Origin of the sequence: Pseudomonas sp. JAI111 (assembly GCF_024809425.1) — a bacterium.
Classification (GTDB): domain Bacteria; phylum Pseudomonadota; class Gammaproteobacteria; order Pseudomonadales; family Pseudomonadaceae; genus Aquipseudomonas.
The window spans coordinates 179,500-194,824 of record NZ_JANUCB010000002.1; the positions used below are offsets into that span (position 1 = coordinate 179,500).

A 15,325-nucleotide genomic window follows, 5' to 3' on the forward strand; every position below is an offset into this window, starting at 1 on the left:
ATCAAGTTCGCTGAGGCTTCTGACAGAGTCAGTCTGAACCGACGTGGGAATATGCCACTATCGGACAACCGCAGCATTTTACAGCTAAATGAAGGTTTTACTAATGGATATAGACAAGCAGTGACGCAAATTCGACGTGTGTCATGCGATTGTCGCCGTCAGACCAAACGCTTGCGCGACGCCTTGGACGTACGTCCCAGGAACCAACCAAGAATTGGTCCGATCACCATGCCGATCAGCAGCGAAAGAACCATGATCAGAGATACTGGCAACCGCGGCCCTTCCCACCCTAGAAACAGCAAGGAAACCGATTGCTGATTTTCAAGAACAAATGCAAGAGTCGCTAAAACCAGCAACAAAACCAATATGGCGAAAAGTACGCGCTTGAGATTACGCATGAGCGGCTCCTTGAATTACGACAGCCGTCAAAGCCCCTCCTCCTCATCCTCATTCACACGATCGCGCAGCTCTTTACCAGGCTTGAAATGCGGAACGAATTTGCCATCCAGACTAACCGACTGACCGGTTTTCGGATTACGGCCTACGCGCGGGGCGCGGTAGTGCAGGGAGAAGCTGCCAAACCCACGGATCTCGATACGATCACCCGTGGCCAGACATTGGGACATTTGCTCGAGCATGGTCTTGATGGCCAGCTCCACATCTTTTGATGAGAGCAGCCCTTGATGGGTGACAATTCGTTCGATCAACTCCGACTTCGTCATATTTTTCCCTTCTTTTTCAAGCAGCTAGATCAGCGCTTCAAAGGTTTTAGCACGCCCGGATGAATTTGAACAGCCCGGCTTTCTACATATATTTGCCAGTACTGGAGCACCAGACACCAAGGCTTCAAAACACCCACCATACCGCTCGTCATCGTTTATCTACAAATAACCAGCATGGTGCGCGTCAGATAGCCAGCAGGATTGAAGCCAAACGGAAACTCATCTTCTTCTTTGGCATCATCAGACCGCGCCACGACCTTGTACCCCGACGCCTTACACTCCTTGTTCGCGCGCTTGATACATTTCTCCCACCCGGACCCCAACCCCGAACAATCAATCTCGATACCACTGACCCCGCGCACGACGTGAGTCTTGGCATTTGTTGTACAGCCCGCCAATGTCAGTACTGCTATTACGACAATGAGCTTGTTCATTCACTTCCTTACGCCGGACGATCCGCCCGACTGTCGTTCTCTACAGACTAAAGGTTAGCTGTTAATAAACGATTGATCCGATTAAAGAATCGGACAACTTGTTGACCTTATTGGTTTCACACCGTCCCCACATGGGTTAGCCATGCCTGGCAAATTCGTCAAATTCCGGGCACAAAAAAGGGCGACCGAAGTCGCCCTTTTTCTATGGTCCTACAGAACTTAGTTCTGTTTGGCCATTGCCTGGCGCAGCAGTGCCGCCATGGTGGTGTCAGCTGCAGCTTCACCTTCCGGAGCAGTTTTCAGGCTCTGGATGGCTTCTTTCTCTTCAGCATCGTCTTTCGATTTGATCGACAGCTGAATTACGCGGCTCTTACGATCAACGCTGATGATCTTGGCTTCTACTTCCTGGCCTTCTTTCAGAACGTTGCGCGCGTCTTCAACGCGATCACGGCTGATTTCGGAGGCTTTCAGAGTCGCTTCGATATCGTCGGCCAGAGTGATGATGGCGCCTTTAGCGTCAACTTCTTTCACGATGCCTTTAACGATGGCGCCTTTATCGTTCTCTTGAACGTATTCGGAGAACGGATCGCTTTCCAGTTGCTTGATACCCAGGGAGATGCGCTCGCGCTCTGGGTCAACCGACAGGATAACGGTGTCCAGCTCGTCGCCCTTCTTGAAGCGGCGAACGGCTTCTTCGCCCACTTCGTTCCAGGAGATGTCGGACAGGTGAACCAGACCGTCGATGCCGCCGTCCAGACCAATGAAGATACCGAAATCGGTGATCGACTTGATGGTGCCGGAGATTTTATCGCCCTTGTTGAACTGGCCAGAGAAATCTTCCCATGGGTTAGATTTGCACTGCTTGATGCCCAGGGAGATACGACGACGCTCTTCGTCGATGTCCAGAACCATAACTTCCACTTCGTCGCCGACTTGTACGACTTTCGAAGGGTGGATGTTCTTGTTGGTCCAGTCCATTTCGGAAACGTGTACCAGGCCTTCAACGCCTTCTTCCAGCTCAGCGAAGCAGCCGTAGTCGGTCAGGTTGGTTACGCGAGCGGTAACACGAGTGCCTTCTGGGTAACGGGCTTTGATAGCAACCCATGGATCTTCGCCCAGTTGCTTGAGGCCCAGGGAAACACGATTGCGTTCGCGATCGTACTTCAGAACCTTGACATCGATCTCGTCGCCAACGTTGACGATTTCGGAAGGATGCTTGATACGCTTCCAAGCCATGTCGGTAATGTGCAGCAGGCCATCGACGCCACCCAGATCGACGAATGCGCCGTAATCGGTGAGGTTCTTGACGATACCTTTGACTTGTTGGCCTTCCTGCAGGGATTCCAGCAGAGCTTCACGCTCAGCGGAGTTCTCGGCTTCGAGGACGCTACGACGGGAAACGACAACGTTGTTGCGCTTCTGGTCGAGCTTGATGACCTTGAATTCCAGCTCTTTGCCTTCCAGGTGCGTGGTGTCGCGCACAGGACGGACGTCAACCAGAGAACCTGGCAGGAACGCACGGATGCCGTTAACGTCGACAGTGAAGCCGCCTTTAACCTTACCGTTGATAACGCCCTTGACCACTTCTTCGGCTGCGAAGGCTGCTTCCAGAACAATCCAGCATTCAGCGCGCTTGGCTTTTTCACGGGACAGCTTGGTTTCACCAAAGCCGTCTTCAACCGAGTCCAGAGCAACGTGAACTTCGTCACCGACGTTGATAGTCAGTTCGCCAGCATCGTTGTAGAACTGCTCAAGCGGGATGAGTGCTTCAGACTTCAGGCCAGCGTGAACGGTTACCCAGCGAGCTTGGTAATCGATATCAACGATAACACCGGTGATGATGGAGCCTGCCTGAAGGTTCAGGGTTTTTAGGCTTTCTTCAAAGAGTTCCGCAAAGCTTTCGCTCATTTTAATTCCTGTTGAATAAGGGCGAAGGATACGCCCATCTCCACATCCCAGACGACGTGGGTTATGTTCATTTAAAGAAGCCTTGCAAGACTATGACTGGTCCCCTGCAAAGCTTCTTGGTCACCCGGCGATATCGCGAATGGCGATCTCGCTCATGATGCGTTCAAGCACCTGCTCGATGGATAATTCCGTGGAATCCAGCTGTATGGCGTCAGCCGCCGGCTTGAGCGGGGCTACCGCTCGCTGGGTGTCACGCTCATCGCGAACACGTATCTCATCTAGCAGACTCGACAGACTAACACCATCGACTTTTCCCTTCAACTGCAAGTATCGACGGCGCGCACGCTCCTCGGCACTGGCAGTGAGGAATATCTTCAGCGGCGCATCCGGGAAAACCACCGTGCCCATGTCGCGGCCATCGGCGACCAATCCGGGAGGCTCCTGAAACGCCCGTTGGCGCTGAAGCAGAGCGTCGCGAACGGCTGGCAACGCAGCGACCTGGGAAGCCCAGGCGCCCACTTGCTCGTTGCGCAAATCGTCAGTGACATCGTCACCTTCAAGAATGATCCGCTGCGGATGCCCTTCGGTCGCTCCGACGAACTGCACGTCCAGATGAGCGGCCAGCAGTTTCAGCGACTCTTCATTGGTCAGATCAACACCGTGGTTGCGTGCCGCGAACGCCAGCAAACGGTACAACGCACCGGAATCCAGCAGGCACCAGCCCAGACGCTTTGCCAGAATACCGGCAATCGTGCCCTTGCCCGAACCGCTGGGCCCGTCGATGGTGATGACCGGTGGCTTGATAATCACGACTGCGCCTCTTGTGCTACACGGATACCGACTTGCGCGCACAACGCGAGGAAGTTCGGGAACGACGTCGCGACGTTGGCACAATCATGAATACGGATCGGCGCAGTGGCGCGCAGCGAAGCCACACTGAAAGCCATGGCAATCCGGTGATCGCCGTGACCATGCACTTCGCCGCCGCCGATCTGGCCGCCGTCGATGATGATGCCGTCCGGGGTCGGTTCGCATTTCACGCCCAAGGCCAGCAAGCCATCAGCCATGACCTGAATGCGGTCCGATTCCTTGACGCGCAATTCTTCGGCGCCACGCAGAACGGTGCGCCCTTCAGCACAGGCCGCCGCCACGAACAGCACCGGGAATTCGTCGATAGCCAGCGGCACCAGCGCTTCCGGAATCTCTATACCTTTGAGTTTAGCTGCCCGTACGCGCAAATCCGCCACGGGTTCACCGCCGACTTCACGCTGGTTTTCCAGGGTGATGTCAGCGCCCATCAGACGCAGAATATCGATCACGCCGGTACGGGTCGGGTTGATGCCGACGTGCTCAAGCACCAGCTCCGAACCTTCAGCGATCGACGCCGCCACCAGGAAGAACGCCGACGATGAGATATCACCCGGCACTTCAATATGGGTCGCGGTCAGCTTGTGGCCGGACTCGACCGACGCAGTCGCGCCGTTGACGCTCACCGGATAGCCGAAACCACGCAGCATGCGCTCGGTGTGGTCGCGCGTCGGAGCCGGCTCAGTGACAGTGGTCTTGCCTTCGGCGTACAGACCCGCCAGCAACAGGCAGGATTTAACCTGGGCGCTGGCCATCGGCATGGTGTAAGTCAGGCCTTTGAGCTTATTGCCGCCACGTATGGTCATCGGTGGACGGCCATCAGCGGCGGTCTCGATCACGGCGCCCATTTCACGCAGCGGATTGGCCACGCGATTCATCGGACGCTTGGACAGCGAGGCATCACCAGTCAGGGTGCTGTCGAAGCTCTGCGCAGCCAGCAGGCCGGACAGCAGACGCATCGAAGTGCCGGAGTTGCCCAGATAGATCGGGCCCGGCGCAGGCTTCAGGCCGTGCAGGCCGACGCCGTGAATGGTTACGCGACCGTGGTGCGGACCTTCGATCACGACACCCATGTCACGGAAAGCCTGCAGGGTCGCCAGGGCGTCTTCGCCCTCGAGGAAGCCTTCGACTTCGGTGACGCCTTCGGCCAGGGAGCCCAGCATGATCGAACGGTGGGAAATCGATTTATCGCCCGGTACACGAATCCGCCCAGTCAGGCGGCCACCAGGTTGTGCCAGGAAAATCAGGTCGTTGGAATTCATAGCGTCCACATAAGCCCGGCGGGCCAGGATTTTACTGAAATGTTCGCGGGCAACCCGGGCGCGAGTGAATACGCCCAACAATTGGTGCCCATCCCCTGCATCGACCGCGTCGCGCAAGGCGTCGAGGTCGCTGCGAAATGTATCGAGTGTGCGCAGGACAGCTTCGCGGTTGGCGAGGAAGATGTCGTGCCACATGACCGGGTCGCTCCCCGCGATTCTTGTGAAATCGCGGAAACCGCCGGCAGCGTAACGGAAGATCTCAAGATTTTCATTGCGCTTGGCCAGTGAATCGACCAAACCGAACGCCAGCAAGTGCGGCAAATGGCTGGTTGCCGCCAACACTTCGTCATGACGCTCGACCTGCATGTGCTCGACGTCGGCGCCCAATTCGCGCCACAAACGGTCGACCACCGCCAGCGCGGCCGGATCGGTTTGGTCCAGCGGCGTCAGAATCACTTTATGGCGACGGAACAGGTCTGAGTTAGAAGCTTCCACCCCGCTCTGCTCGGAACCGGCAATCGGGTGCCCAGGCACGAAACGCGCGGGCATACCGCCAAACGCCTCGGAGGCCGCCCGAACGACATTGCCTTTGGCGCTTCCGACGTCGGTCAGAATCGCTTGCCCAAGGTCCATGCCAGCCAATCGGCCGAGCATTTTCTCCATCGCCAGAATCGGCACGGCCAGCTGAATCACGTCAGCGCCCTGGCACGCAACTGCCAGGTCGTCTTCGCAGCGATCCACTACGCCCAACTCAACCGCCAGCTTGCGTGACTGCGGGTCGAGATCGACCCCGACCACTTCACGGCACAGGCCACTTTCACGCAGCCCCTTGGCAAACGAACCGCCAATCAACCCCAGACCGACCACCACCAGGCGACCGATCATAGGTTCAGCAGATTGCAGAGCAGTGACATCACCCACGAGCCAGAACCTTGGTCAGCGCCTCAAGGAAGCGACTGTTTTCAGCCGGCAAACCGATGGTGATACGCAGGTGGTTCGGCAAGCCGTAATTGGCCACCGGACGCACGATCACGCCTTCGCGCAGCAGCCCCTGGAACACCGGCGCCGCAACACGACCGACATCGACGCAAATGAAGTTGCCCTTGGACGGGATCCAGCTCAGCCCCAACAGGCGGAAACCCGCTTCCAGTTGCTGCATGCCGGATTCGTTCAAGCGGCGGCTTTCGGCCAGGTAATCGGTGTCTTGCAAGGCAGCGCACGCCGCGGCCAAGGCCAGGCTGTTGACGTTGAACGGCTGACGCACACGGTTCAGCACGTCCGCGACCACAGCGGTGGACAGACCATAACCAACCCGCAGCGCAGCCAAGCCGTAAGCCTTGGAGAAGGTGCGCGAAACAAGCAGGTTCGGATAAGCCGCCAGATAATCCAGACCGTCCGGTAAATCGCTGCCTTCGGCATATTCGATGTAGGCCTCGTCCAGCACCACCAGCACGTGTGCCGGTACATCCTGGAGGAATTCGTCCAGCGCCTCGGCATCGAACCAGGTCCCGGTCGGGTTGTTCGGGTTGGCAATAAAGACCACGCGGGTATTGGCGTCGATTGCCGCCAGCATGGCCGACAGATCATGACCCCAGTCTTTGGCCGGAATCACTTTGGCCTCGGCACCCACGGCCTGGGTCACGATAGGGTAGACCGCAAACGCATGCTCACTGAACACCGCGTTCAGGCCCGGCGCCAGATAGGCGCGGGCTACCAGCTCGAGAATGTCGTTGGAGCCATTGCCCAGCGTCACCTGATTGAGCTCGACACGGCACTGCTGCGCCAACAGGGTCTTGAGCGCAAAACCGTTGCCATCCGGATAACGGGTCAGTTCGGCCAGCGCGTCGCGAATGGCCGCCAAAGCCTTCGGACTGGCGCCCAGCGGGTTTTCGTTGCTGGCCAGTTTGACGATGCTGGCTGGATCGAGGTCCAGCTCACGCGCCAGTTCGTCCACGGGTTTGCCCGGGACGTACGGCGAAAGTTGTTGCACGCCCGGCTGTGCCAGAGCGAGGAAGTCACCACTCATTTGCTACCCCTTAGAGAACTGCTTTCGGGTAGGAACCCAGCACTTTGAGTGCCACTGCTTCCTGACTGATCTTTTCCAGCACACCTTTGACCAGCGGGTCGCGATGGTGGCCGACGAAGTCGATGAAGAACACGTAGGTCCATTTGCCGCTGCGCGACGGACGGGTTTCGATCCTCGTCAGGTCGATGCCATTGTCGTGGAACGGCACCAGCAACTCGTGAAGCGCGCCGGGCTTGTTGCTCATGGAGACGATGATCGAAGTCTTGTCGTCGCCCGTCGGCGGCACTTCCTGGCTGCCGATCATCAGGAATCGCGTGGAGTTGTCCGGGCGATCCTCGATCTTCTCGGCCAGACGGGTCAGCCCGTACAGGCCTGCGGCCATGTCGCCGGCAATCGCCGCCGAGTTCCACTCACCCTTGACCCGCTTGGCCGCTTCGGCGTTGCTCGACACCGCCACGCGCTCGACATTCGGGTAATGGGCGTCCAGCCATTTGCGGCACTGGGCCAGGGACTGGGCGTGGGAATAGATGCGGCTGATGCTGTCGGTCTTGGTGTTTTCACCCACCAGCAAGTGATGGTGAATTCGCAACTCGACTTCGCCACAGATGACCATGTCGTGTTCGAGGAAGCTGTCGAGGGTGTGGTTGACCGCGCCTTCGGTGGAGTTTTCCACCGGGACCACGCCAAAGTTCACCGCACCGGCCGCCACTTCACGGAACACTTCGTCGATCGCCGCCATTGGCTTGCTGATCACGGCGTGGCCGAAATGCTTCATGGCCGCCGCCTGGGTGAAGGTGCCTTCAGGGCCGAGGTAAGCCACTTTCAGTGGCTGCTCGAGCGCCAGGCACGAGGACATGATTTCGCGAAACAACCGCGCCATCTCTTCGTTGCCCAACGGCCCCTGATTGCGTTCCATCACGCGCTTGAGCACCTGGGCTTCACGCTCAGGACGATAGAACACCGGCACTTCGCCTTCGGCCAGCGAGGCCATCTTTACTCGCGCAACTTCCTGGGCGCAACGTGCGCGCTCACTGATCAGCTCCAGGACTTTCTCGTCCAGGGCATCAATGCGCAGGCGCAGTGCCTTGAGTTCTTGCTCAGACATTAGCCGTGTTCCTTCTCGAACTCTGCCATGTACGAAACCAGTGCGTTGACCGCAACGATGTCGACGGCGTTATAGATGGAGGCGCGCATGCCACCCACGGAGCGATGCCCCTTGAGATTCAGCAGGCCACGCTCGTCGGCACCGGCCAGGAATGGCTTGTCCAGACGATCGTCAGCCAGACGGAACGGCACGTTCATCCACGAGCGATCCGACTTGTTGATCGGGTTGCTGTACAAGCCGCTGGCGTCGATGAAGTCGTACAGCGTGCGCTGCTTCACTTCATTGAGCTTGCCGATGGCTTCAACACCGCCCTGCTCTTTAAGCCACTCGAATACCAGGCCAGACAAGTACCAGGCCAGGGTCGGCGGGGTGTTGTACATCGAGCCGTTGTCGGCCGCGACCTTGTAGTTGAGCATGGTCGGGCAGATGGAACGGGCGTGACCCAGCAGGTCTTCGCGAACGATGTTGACGACGATGCCGCTCGGGCCGATGTTTTTCTGGGCACCGGCGTAGATCATGCCAAAGCGCGAAACATCGACTGGACGCGACAGAATGTCCGAGGACATGTCAGCCACCAGCGGTACGTCACCGGTTTCGGGAATCCACTGGAATTCCAGGCCGCCGATGGTTTCGTTCGGCGCGTAGTGAACGTAGGCCGCATCCTTGGACAGGCTCCATTCATTCTGACCCGGGATAGCAAAATAGTCGTAAGGCTTGGCGGTAGCGGCAACGTTGACGCGGCCGTAGCGCGAGGCTTCTTCGATGGCTTTCTGCGACCAGATACCGGTGTCGATATAGTCGGCCGTGCCGTTTTCCGGCAACAGGTTCAGCGGAATCTGGGCAAATTGCTGGCTGGCGCCACCTTGCAGAAACAGCACTTTATAGTTCGAAGGGATATTCAGCAGATCACGCAGATCCTGCTCGGCCTTGGTGGCGATGGACACGAACTCATCACTGCGATGGCTCATTTCCATGACCGAGAGGCCCTTGCCGTGCCAATCAAGGAGTTCACCCTGGGCGCGCTGCAGGACAGCTTCGGGAAGTGCCGCAGGACCGGCACAGAAGTTATAGGCTCTCTTGCTCACATCCAATCTCGCTCTGATTTGGTGGTATCACGCAATAAAAATCACGATATCAGTCAATACAGACCCTGCTGGAGCAAGCTTTTGTGGGAGCTGGCTTGCCTGCGATTGCATCACCGCAGTACGCAAGACACACCGCGGTGCCTGCATCGCGGGCAAGCCCGGCTCCCACAAAAGCCCTTGCACACAGGATCTTCGTGGGTGTCGATATTTTCAACTGGGACAAACAACAAGGGGGCGAATTTTCATCCGCCCCCTGTTTGCCCGCTTATTCCTGCGGTTCTTCGTCGGCTGCGGCGTCGAGCTGCTGATCTTCGACGACGTCGTCAATCACGACCTCACCGTCGAACACCGCACCCTCTTCGCCCTCTTCGCCTTCCAGCTCTTCGCCTTCGACTTCCGACGGCTCCTGAACCCGCTCCAGACCTACCAGCGTTTCATCGCTGGCCAGTTTGATCAGGGTTACGCCCTGGGTATTACGACCCAGGCTGGAGACTTCGTCGACACGAGTACGAACCAGGGTGCCCTGGTCGGAAATCAGCATGATCTCCTCGCCGTCGAGCACCTGGACTGCGCCGACCAGACGGCCGTTACGATCGTTGCTGACCATGGCGATAACTCCTTGACCGCCACGCTTGTACTCAGGGAACTCGGTGATCGCCGTGCGCTTACCGAAACCACGGGCCGAAGCGGTGAGGATCTGGCTGCCTTCTTCCGGGATCAGCATGGAAATCAGCTTCTGGCCTTCCGGCAGACGCATGCCGCGCACACCACGAGCGGTACGGCCCATGGCGCGAACGTCGGTTTCCTTGAAGCGGGTGACCTTGCCGCCGTCGGAGAACAGCATGACTTCACGCTCGCCATCGGTAATGGCGGCGGAAATCAGTACATCACCTTCGTCCAGCTCCAGCGCGATCAGGCCGACGCTGCGTTGACGGCTGAAGGATTCCAGCGGGGTCTTCTTCACGGTGCCTTTGGCGGTAGCCATGAAGATGAAGTGACCTTCGGTGTATTCCTCGACCGGCAGCATGGTGGTGATGTATTCATCACTGTCCAGCGGCAGCAGGTTGACCAGTGGACGACCACGGGCCGCACGGGACGCTTCCGGGATTTCATAGGTTTTCAGCCAGTACACTTTGCCTTTGCTGGAGAACAGCAGCAGCGTGGTGTGACTGTTGGCGACCAGCAGGTGAGCGATGTAGTCCTCATCCTTGACGCCAGTCGCCGATTTGCCTTTACCGCCACGACGCTGAGCCTGGTACGCAGCCAATGGCTGGGTCTTGGCGTAGCCACCGTGGGAGATGGTCACGACGCGCTCTTCTTCCGGGATCATGTCACCCAGTGTCAGGTCGAGACGGGCATCGAGAATTTCGGTGCGACGCACGTCGCCGTATTCGGCGCGGATCACTTCCAGTTCTTCGCGGATCACTTCCATCAGGCGCGTGGCGCTGCTGAGGATGCGGATCAGTTCGCCGATCTGGTTGAGGATCTCTTGATACTCGGCCAGCAGCTTCTCGTGTTCCAGACCGGTCAGACGGTGCAGACGCAGTTCCAGAATGGCTTGCGCCTGTTCCGGCGACAGGAAGTACTTGCCGTCGCGCAGACCGTATTGCGGGTCCAGGGTCTCCGGACGGCACGAGTCGGCACCGGCACGTTCAACCATCGCAACGACCGCGGAGGATTCCCAGGCAGTGCTGATCAGCGCTTCCTTGGCTTCCGACGGGGTTGGCGAGGCCTTGATCAGGGCGATGACCGGGTCGATGTTCGACAGGGCAACCGCTTGACCTTCCAGAATGTGGCCACGTTCGCGGGCTTTACGCAGCTCGAACACGGTACGGCGGGTGACGACTTCGCGACGGTGACGCACGAAGGCTTCCAGCAGGTCCTTGAGGTTCAGGATCCGCGGACGGCCGTCGATCAGCGCAACGATGTTGATACCGAATACGGCTTGCAGCTGGGTCTGGGCGTAGAGGTTGTTGAGGATCACCTCAGGCACTTCGCCACGACGCAGTTCGATCACGACGCGCATACCGTCCTTGTCGGACTCGTCACGCAGCTCGGTGATGCCTTCAAGCTTCTTCTCTTTCACCAGCTCGGCGATCTTCTCGATCAGACGGGCCTTGTTCAGCTGGTAAGGGAGTTCGGTGATGACGATCTGTTGACGGCCACCGACCTTGTCGATGTCCTCGATGATCGAGCGGGCACGCATGTAAATGCGCCCGCGACCGGTGCGGTAGGCTTCGATGATGCCGGCACGACCGTTGATGATCGCGGCGGTCGGGAAGTCCGGACCGGGGATGTATTGCATCAGCTCATCGATGGTCAACTCGGGGTTGTCGATGAGCGCCAGGCAACCGTCGATGACTTCACCAAGGTTGTGCGGCGGGATGTTGGTCGCCATGCCCACGGCGATACCGCTGGAGCCGTTGACGAGCAGGTTGGGAATACGGGTCGGCATGACCGCCGGGATCATTTCGGTGCCGTCGTAGTTCGGCACCCAGTCCACGGTTTCTTTGTGCAGGTCGGCCAGCAGCTCGTGCGCCAGCTTGGTCATGCGCACTTCGGTGTATCGCATGGCTGCAGCGTTGTCGCCGTCCACGGAACCGAAGTTGCCCTGACCGTCTACCAGCAGATAGCGCAGCGAAAATGGCTGCGCCATGCGGACGATGGTGTCGTACACCGCGGTATCACCGTGCGGGTGGTACTTACCGATTACGTCACCGACAACACGGGCAGATTTCTTGTACGGCTTGTTGAAGTCGTTGCCCAGCTCGCTCATCGCGAACAGCACGCGCCGGTGCACGGGCTTCAAGCCATCGCGCGCATCCGGCAGGGCCCGCCCGACAATTACGCTCATCGCGTAGTCGAGGTAGGACTGCTTCAGCTCGTCTTCGATATTGACCGGGAGGATTTCTTTGGCCAGTTCGCCCATGAGAAGCTCGATTCCTTTTTCTGGTGAAACTTCGTCACATCCATATGGGACGAACGAAGCTCGCCGCTGCAGGCTGAGTGCCATGCACCGACTTACGACAAATCAACAAGTTGAACCATGGATTTGCGCAGTAAAGACAACCCCGTGGGACTGCCTCGGAAAACGCCGGATGTTATCACAAGAGCCGCCACGCACCTATCCCCCAGATGCGCATGGAGCATAGTTAGTTGACCGGTGACAGGCTGAAAGGGGACGAGAGAGGCTTAGAGCCGTTCCAAATGCAAAATTGGCAGCTGAATTAGGATGTTTATTGACTTTTAGGACCTCATCGCCAGCAGGCTGGCTCCCACAGGATCGGTGTCGACCACAAAACCTGTGGGAGCCAGCCTGCTGGCGATGTCGATTTACAAGGCGCCGGACGCTCTCAATGCAGACGCTTGCGGCACATCAACTGGGCCATTTTCGCCGTATCCGGGCGCTCGACGATGCCTTTTTCGGTGACGATCGCATCGATCAGGTCCGCAGGCGTCACGTCGAACACCGGGTTGAAGGCATCAACATCCGCCCCGACCCGCTTGCCGCCGACTTCCAGCAATTCGCGACCATCGCGCTCTTCAATAGGAATTTCATCGCCGCTGGCCAGGTTCATGTCGATGGTCGAACTCGGCGCCACCACCATGAAGCGCACGCCGTGGTGCATGGCGCTCACCGCCAGTTGATAAGTGCCGATCTTGTTCGCCACGTCGCCATTGGCGGTAATCCGGTCGGCACCCACGATCACCCAGGTCACACCTTTGGTTTTCATGATGTGCGCGGCGGCAGAGTCGGCATTGACCGTGACCGGAATGCCTTCATTGGCCAGCTCCCAGGCAGTCAACCGCGAACCTTGCAGCCAAGGACGGGTTTCATCGGCGTAAACACGCTCGACCATGCCCTCGATATAGGCGCCGCGAATCACCCCCAGCGCCGTGCCGAAACCACCAGTGGCCAAGGCGCCAGTGTTGCAGTGGGTCAGGATTGCCTGCGCATTGCCCTGGTGTTTGCGGATCAAGTCCACTCCCAGCTGCGCCATGGTCAGGTTGGCTTCGCGATCACTTTCATGAATGGCGATGGCCTCTGCCTCGAGCACCGCCAGCGGATCGGCGTGATGCTTCAGACGTTCAAGCCGTTCACGCATGCGGCCCAGGGCCCAGAACAGGTTGACAGCGGTAGGACGGGAATCGGCAAGCAGAGCGAAATCCTCTTCCAGCGCCGCCTGCCAGTCGCCCCCCTCGGCAAATCGGCTACGTGCCGCCAGTACCACGCCATAGGCCGCACTGATGCCGATGGCCGGCGCACCACGCACCACCATCGAGCGAATCGCCTCGGCGACACCCGCTGCACTGGTGTAGGCGATCCACGTTTCTTCGAACGGCAAAACACGCTGATCCAGCAGGTACAGGGCGCCATCACGCCAATCGATGGCCTTTACCTTCTCCGCAGCCAACAGTCGATCGCGCATCCCACACCCCGCACTCATGAACAAAAGCCGCCGATTATAGCGATCCCCCCGCGAAGACGCTCGGGTATACTTCGCCATCCTTTACAAAAGCACTGGAACCGATCCTCGATGCCGAACACTGCCGCTGCGCTCGACCTGTTATTGCTGCCGACCTGGCTGGTACCCGTCGAACCCGCCGGCGTTGTCCTCAAAGAGCACGGCCTGGGCATCCGCGACGGGCGCATTGTGTTCATCGGCCCGCGGTCCGCTGCGCTGAAGCTTAACGCAACCGAAGTGCGCGAGCTGCCGGACGTGCTGCTCTGTCCCGGCCTGATCAATGCTCACGGGCATGCGGCGATGACGCTGTTCCGCGGCTTGGCCGACGATCTGCCGTTGATGACCTGGCTGGAAAACCACATTTGGCCTGCTGAAGCCAAGTGGGTCGACGAGGCCTTTGTACGCGACGGCACCGACCTTGCGATCGCCGAGCAGATAAAAGGCGGCATCACTTGCTTCTCTGACATGTATTTCTTCCCGAAGGTTGCCAGCGAGCGTGTCCACAACAGCGGAATTCGTGCACAAATCGCAATTCCGATCCTCGACTTCCCGATCCCGGGCGCCAGCACGGCCGACGAAGCCATTCGTCAGGGCGTCGAACTGTTCGGCGATCTCAAGCACCATGAGCGCATCAAAGTCACCTTCGGCCCCCATGCCCCGTACACCGTGGGCGATGAAAACCTGGAGAAAATCCGGGTGATTGCCGAAGAACTGGACGCCTCCATTCATATGCACGTCCACGAAACCGCCTTCGAGGTTCAGCAATCGGTCGAACAGCGCGGCGAACGCCCACTGGCCAGACTTGGTCGCCTTGGCCTGCTCGGCCCGCGCTTCCAGGCCGTGCACATGACCCAGATCAGCGAGGAAGACCTGGCATTGCTGGTAGAAAGCAACACCAATGTGATTCATTGCCCGGAATCCAACCTTAAGCTCGCCAGCGGCTTCTGCCCGGTCGAGCGACTGTGGCAAGCGGGCGTCAATGTCGCGGTCGGCACCGATGGCGCAGCCAGCAACAATGACCTCGATTTGCTTGGCGAGACCCGCACTGCCGCGCTGCTGGCCAAGGCTGTCGCCGGCTCGGCCACCGCGCTGGACGCCCACCGCGCATTGCGCATGGCCACCCTCAACGGTGCCCGCGCACTGGGAATCGAGACTGAGGTCGGCTCGCTGGAAATCGGCAAGGCAGCGGACATCGTCGCATTCGATCTGTCGGGGCTGGCGCAGCAACCTGTCTACGATCCGGTTTCACAACTGATTTACGCCACCGGCCGGGACTGCGTGAAGCACCTGTGGGTCGCCGGCAAGCAACTGCTCGACGACCGCCGCCTGACCCGCCTGGACGAAGAACAACTTTGCGCCACGGCCAAGGCCTGGGGCCAGCGCATCAGCGGCCGCACCGAATAGCAAGCACTCCGGACTCATCCCCGGGGCAACAGGATTTTTCAAGTTT

General features: G+C 58.8%; 12 protein-coding genes. 1 reads left to right on the forward strand and 11 read right to left on the reverse strand.

The genetic code is table 11. The features are described 5' to 3' along the window. Positions 1–158: 158 nt before the first annotated feature. The 11 genes from HNR03_RS08425 to mtnA all read right to left on the reverse strand — a co-directional run bounded on the left by HNR03_RS08425 (position 159) and on the right by mtnA (position 13,839). Positions 159–398: a LapA family protein gene (locus HNR03_RS08425; RefSeq protein WP_222587929.1), complete on the reverse strand. Its 240-nt coding sequence runs from the start codon at positions 396–398 to the stop codon at positions 159–161. Between the two features lie 27 nt (positions 399–425). Beyond that, positions 426–722 (reverse strand): integration host factor subunit beta, encoded by a 297-nt coding sequence (ihfB, locus tag HNR03_RS08430; RefSeq protein WP_003369729.1) that lies wholly within the window; start codon positions 720–722, stop codon positions 426–428. A gap of 155 nt (positions 723–877) precedes the next feature. Continuing rightward, entirely contained in the window at positions 878–1,156 is a 279-nt protein-coding gene (locus HNR03_RS08435; protein WP_222587930.1) for a hypothetical protein, read from the reverse strand. 219 nt (positions 1,157–1,375) lie between these two features. Beyond that, complete coding sequence (gene rpsA / locus HNR03_RS08440) at positions 1,376–3,064, reverse strand: 30S ribosomal protein S1 (RefSeq protein ID WP_208669354.1); 1,689 nt, start codon at positions 3,062–3,064, stop codon at positions 1,376–1,378. Positions 3,065–3,184: 120 nt separating this feature from the next. Then, positions 3,185–3,874, reverse strand: coding sequence for a (d)CMP kinase (gene cmk, locus HNR03_RS08445; RefSeq protein ID WP_090186583.1), 690 nt, complete (start codon positions 3,872–3,874; stop codon positions 3,185–3,187). Continuing rightward, positions 3,871–6,078 (reverse strand): bifunctional prephenate dehydrogenase/3-phosphoshikimate 1-carboxyvinyltransferase, encoded by a 2,208-nt coding sequence (locus HNR03_RS08450; RefSeq protein ID WP_259153408.1) that lies wholly within the window; start codon positions 6,076–6,078, stop codon positions 3,871–3,873. The genes cmk and HNR03_RS08450 overlap by 4 nt, the downstream gene beginning before the upstream one ends. Before the next feature lie 28 nt (positions 6,079–6,106). Beyond that, complete coding sequence (gene hisC, locus HNR03_RS08455) at positions 6,107–7,219, reverse strand: histidinol-phosphate transaminase (protein WP_259152579.1); 1,113 nt, start codon at positions 7,217–7,219, stop codon at positions 6,107–6,109. Between the two features lie 10 nt (positions 7,220–7,229). Further along, complete coding sequence (gene pheA / locus HNR03_RS08460) at positions 7,230–8,324, reverse strand: prephenate dehydratase (RefSeq protein ID WP_007899727.1); 1,095 nt, start codon at positions 8,322–8,324, stop codon at positions 7,230–7,232. Then, positions 8,324–9,409 (reverse strand): 3-phosphoserine/phosphohydroxythreonine transaminase, encoded by a 1,086-nt coding sequence (gene serC, locus HNR03_RS08465; RefSeq protein ID WP_259152588.1) that lies wholly within the window; start codon positions 9,407–9,409, stop codon positions 8,324–8,326. The genes pheA and serC overlap by 1 nt, the downstream gene beginning before the upstream one ends. Positions 9,410–9,674: 265 nt before the next feature. Next, a complete protein-coding gene (gyrA, locus tag HNR03_RS08470; protein WP_222587934.1) occupies positions 9,675–12,338 on the reverse strand; it encodes a DNA gyrase subunit A in 2,664 nt (887 codons plus the stop codon). A 424-nt stretch (positions 12,339–12,762) separates the two neighbouring features. Next, entirely contained in the window at positions 12,763–13,839 is a 1,077-nt protein-coding gene (gene mtnA, locus HNR03_RS08475) for an S-methyl-5-thioribose-1-phosphate isomerase (RefSeq protein WP_090186594.1), read from the reverse strand. 108 nt (positions 13,840–13,947) lie between these two features. On the opposite strand from mtnA, the gene HNR03_RS08480 reads away from it, so the two are divergent. Then, positions 13,948–15,279, forward strand: coding sequence for a TRZ/ATZ family hydrolase (locus HNR03_RS08480; protein WP_259152591.1), 1,332 nt, complete (start codon positions 13,948–13,950; stop codon positions 15,277–15,279). The last annotated feature ends 46 nt before the right edge of the window (positions 15,280–15,325 follow it).

What these genes read in the sequence shown, in the direction of transcription:
- HNR03_RS08425 (WP_222587929.1), bottom strand. Translation starts at nt 398, where the DNA reads ATGCGTAATCTCAAGCGCGTACTTTTCGCCATATTGGTTTTGTTGCTG.
- ihfB (WP_003369729.1), bottom strand. Translation starts at nt 722, where the DNA reads ATGACGAAGTCGGAGTTGATCGAACGAATTGTCACCCATCAAGGGCTG.
- HNR03_RS08435 (WP_222587930.1), bottom strand. Translation starts at nt 1,156, where the DNA reads ATGAACAAGCTCATTGTCGTAATAGCAGTACTGACATTGGCGGGCTGT.
- rpsA (WP_208669354.1), bottom strand. Translation starts at nt 3,064, where the DNA reads ATGAGCGAAAGCTTTGCGGAACTCTTTGAAGAAAGCCTAAAAACCCTG.
- HNR03_RS08450 (WP_259153408.1), bottom strand. Translation starts at nt 6,078, where the DNA reads ATGATCGGTCGCCTGGTGGTGGTCGGTCTGGGGTTGATTGGCGGTTCG.
- hisC (WP_259152579.1), bottom strand. Translation starts at nt 7,219, where the DNA reads ATGAGTGGTGACTTCCTCGCTCTGGCACAGCCGGGCGTGCAACAACTT.
- pheA (WP_007899727.1), bottom strand. Translation starts at nt 8,324, where the DNA reads ATGTCTGAGCAAGAACTCAAGGCACTGCGCCTGCGCATTGATGCCCTG.
- gyrA (WP_222587934.1), bottom strand. Translation starts at nt 12,338, where the DNA reads ATGGGCGAACTGGCCAAAGAAATCCTCCCGGTCAATATCGAAGACGAG.
- mtnA (WP_090186594.1), bottom strand. Translation starts at nt 13,839, where the DNA reads ATGCGCGATCGACTGTTGGCTGCGGAGAAGGTAAAGGCCATCGATTGG.
- HNR03_RS08480 (WP_259152591.1), top strand. Translation starts at nt 13,948, where the DNA reads ATGCCGAACACTGCCGCTGCGCTCGACCTGTTATTGCTGCCGACCTGG.